The following is a 3,556-nucleotide window of genomic DNA, read 5'->3' on the forward strand; positions in this document are numbered from 1 at the left end:
ACGGGGACGAACATCGAGGGCCGGGCCCTGGCCCGCAACGGCGAGGTGACGCTCGACAACAACCGCATCTTCCTCAACAACTGCGCGACCAGCACGACCGGCGGCACCACGACCGGCGGCACCACAACAACCGGCACGACGACGGGAACCACCACCGGCACCACCACTGGCACGACGACCGGCACGACGACCGGTGGCACCACCACCGGCACGACGACCGGTGGCACCACCACCGGCACGACGAGCGGTGGCACCACAACAACCGGTACGACGACGGGAACCACGGCCGGTGGCACCACAACAACCGGTACGACGACGGGAACCACCACCGGCACCGCCGCTGGTGTGACCGGTGGTGGTCTGGTCAGCGGGGGTCTGGTCACGGGCGGCCTGCTGGGCGGGCCGATCGTCGGGACCGGCGGCACCTCGGGGAACGTCTCCGGCAACACCGCCGGGAGCACCTCGGGCAACACCGCGGGGAACAACGGCACGTCCGGGAACACCTCGGGCAACACCGCCGGGGAAACCGCGGGTGGGCACGGCGGCAAGCCCGGTGAGCAGGACAACAAGCCCGGCGGCCCGGGCCACGGCGGCCATCACGAACACGGCAAGCCGGCCGAGGACCAGCAGGGACACGGCAAGCCAGAGCACGGCAAGCCGGAGCACGGCAAGCCAGAGCACAACGAGAACCACGCCGACTACGACTACGGCAAGTACGACTACGGCAAGTACGCCAACTACGGCTACGGCAACACACCGAAGCCCGAGGGCCAGGAAGGCCACGAAGACTAGGCGGCAGGCTGCGAGAGGCCCGTACATCGGATGACGGCGCGCGGCGGAATCCCCTCGATCCGCCGCGCGCCGCCGGTGTCAGTCGGTCCGTAAAGACCTCAGACGCCGGGCAGCGGATACGAGAAGGCAAGGTGGGCGGTGTCGAGCGGAATTGATTCAGCGCGCGTGCGGGAAACCGGGGAGTCCGATGCCGGTCCGCTTCCATGGGAGGGGTACGACGGCGGGGACCCACCCGGCGAGCGGTCGACAGGTGCCAGGGCGCTGAGAGCGGGGCTGCACGCTGCCGTTCTCCTGTGTCTGGTGACGACACTGGTCCATCTCGGTGCCGTCTTTCTTCATGTGGCACCTGCCAACGCCGTCTCAAGGCGGTACAGCCGGCAGGTCGACGCATGGGTGTATCCCCTCTTCGAACAGAACTGGCGGCTCTTCGCCCCCAACCCCGACTCGGTCAACCGGCAGGTCCTGGCAAGAACCGCGCACACCGCGTCCAACGGCTCGATGCGGGTCGGCCCGTGGGTCGACCTGACCGCCATGGACCGAGCCGCGGTCGAGCACAACCCGTTTCCGAGCCATACGGCCCAGAACCTCCTGCGCCGTGCATGGGCCTCCTATGTCGACACGCACGGAGAGGACGACACGGCACGCTCGGACCGGGCCGTGATGATGCAGAAGTATCTGAGCAACATCGCCGCCGACCGCCTCGCCGACCACGACGACGGCCGCACCTTCGAGTTCGTTCAGCTCCGGGTCGTCACGCTGCCCGTGGCCGCGCCCGGCACGGCGGCCGGGCACCGGCCCCCGACGCCGGTGGAGAACCGGCTCCTGCCCTGGTGGAAGGTGACCCCCTATGGGAAATGAGCAGATCCGCGAACTCCCCGCCAAGGCGGCGGTCACGCAGGACCGGCCCATGGGCCACGACGCACGGAGCACAAACGCGCTCCACCCTCGGCTCCTCGCCCGAGCCGACGCCTTGTGGGCACTTGTCACCGGTCGGCCGGTGTCCCTGTACGCCACGTCGGTTCTGCGCATCGGCTACGGGCTGCTCTACCTGGTCTTTCTCCTGCGCGAATTTCCGCACCGGTACGAGATCTGGGGGCCTGACTCCCCGTGGACGCCCGCGCTGGCGGCACAGCTCTTCGACCAGACGGGCTGGTACAGCTTCCTGACCCTGTCGGACAGCCGTGCCTACTTCGAGCTGTGTTATGTGCTGGCCCTCGTGACGTCCGCGCTGTTCATGCTGGGCTGGCGGACCCGGGCCACGTCCGTCCTCTTCGCCGTCGTGGTGACCTCGTTCCACGCCAGAGCGATCTTCATGACGGACGGGGGCGACAATCTCGTCCTGCTGATGGCTCTCTATCTCGTGCTCACCGCGTGCGGCCGGCGCTGGTCCCTGGACGCGCGCCGAAAGCGGATCAAGGCGGTACGGGCGGACAGCGCGCCGGAGGCGGCGCGAAGCTCTCCCGCTCGGCAGCTCCGTGCGGCGCGCGGCAAGCTGGTCACGGTGGTGCACAACTGCGGCGTCTTCGTCATCGCGGTGCAGGTCTGCCTTCTGTACGGATCGGCCGGCCTGTACAAGGTGCAGGGCACTTACTGGGACGACGGCACGGCCCTCCACTACGTGCTGAACCTCGACCTCTTCCAGCCCTGGCCCGAGCTCTCCCATCTCCTGGACCAGTACCCGCTCGTGATCGCGATCGTCGGATACCTGACCGTTCTCACGCAGGTCGCTTTCCCGTTCGTGCTCTTCGGCAGGCTCAAGTACCCCGTGCTCATCATGCTGCTGGGCATGCACATCGGTATCGCGGTGGTCCTGGGGCTGCCTCTCTTCTCGGGCACGATGATCATCGCGGACGCCGTGTTCCTTCCCGACCGCTTCTACGCTTCCCTGCCTCACCTCGCCCGGCGCGCAACTCGGGGCGCCGGCGTCCGGACGCCGGCGCCCCGGCAGGGAGCGGGGCTTGGATCCGTACCACCGCAGGGCGACCGCTCCGCTTGCCGAGAGGGCGACAGGCCGATGTCCCGTCCGGGAAGCGGTTGCGTCGGTCCGTCGCCGTCAGGGCCGACGGCGACGGAATAGGAGCCGTAGAGGACCGCCGCCGCGACCGCACCACTCACCACAGGTGACGAGGCGATGCCCCCGGCCCCCGCGCACCGACCGTCGGCGAGGCCCGTGCCGACGGTTTCGGCCCTGCCTCATGAACCGACGCAGCCACATGCGGGGATCCCGGCCGACAGGGTCCAACCCCGCCCCGCACGTCCACGCCACCGCCATCCGGCGCAGCGCCCGCCGCGAGCGCACCGGGTTCATCGCCGCTGTCGCGGCCGCCCGGAGGGTGGCGGCGGCGTGCCGCGTGGCGGCACCTTCGTGGCACCTGCCGCCGCACCGGAGACGAGAACGGACCGATCCATGCGCCGAAGCACAAGGCCCATGGCCTGCTGCTCCTCGCTCCGACCGACGAGGTGGGCAAACCCGGTGTGGATCTCGGCGGCGAAGCCGGGGCGCTCCAACCGATCACCCCTGATAAAAATCTGCATATTCGGGCGGCCCTATCGGATAATCGGAAATGTAAATTTCCCAACAATTGCCATGCATTCGAGGGCTTAATTCCCGGCGATCTCGACTCTCCTTCGATTTCCGTTGCCGTGCAAAGATTTCTCCGTAATATGCAGCGACCAGATCCAGGCTCCCGGGCAATTTTGCAGGGCCCGGTACGCCACGGCCCCCACAGAAAATGGCCTCTCGATGAAGCTGAAAACCCCTCAA

At 68.3% G+C, this 3,556-nt stretch carries 3 protein-coding genes and 1 pseudogene; all 4 read left to right on the plus strand.

What is annotated here, in order from left to right; translation table 11 throughout:
- Window positions 1–792 (plus strand): annotated as a pseudogene (locus ACZ4N4_RS46300) (hypothetical protein); the annotation flags it as partial.
- Window positions 793–1,092: 300 nt separating this feature from the next.
- A complete protein-coding gene (locus ACZ4N4_RS46305; RefSeq protein ID WP_467600937.1) occupies window positions 1,093–1,650 on the plus strand; it encodes a DUF5819 family protein in 558 nt (185 codons plus the stop codon).
- A gap of 49 nt (window positions 1,651–1,699) precedes the next feature.
- On the plus strand, window positions 1,700–2,869 hold the full coding sequence (locus tag ACZ4N4_RS46310; protein WP_467600942.1) for an HTTM domain-containing protein: 1,170 nt from the start codon (window positions 1,700–1,702) through the stop codon (window positions 2,867–2,869).
- Window positions 2,870–3,267: 398 nt separating this feature from the next.
- A partial coding sequence (locus ACZ4N4_RS46315; protein WP_467600939.1) for a hypothetical protein occupies window positions 3,268–3,556 on the plus strand: 289 nt, incomplete at its 3' end.

Source organism: Streptomyces sp. NPDC026538 (assembly GCF_055567535.1).

Bases quoted from the DNA above. Each gene is read 5' to 3' on its own strand.
- ACZ4N4_RS46310 (WP_467600942.1), top strand. From the start codon at position 1,700: ATGGGCCACGACGCACGGAGCACAAACGCGCTCCACCCTCGGCTCCTC.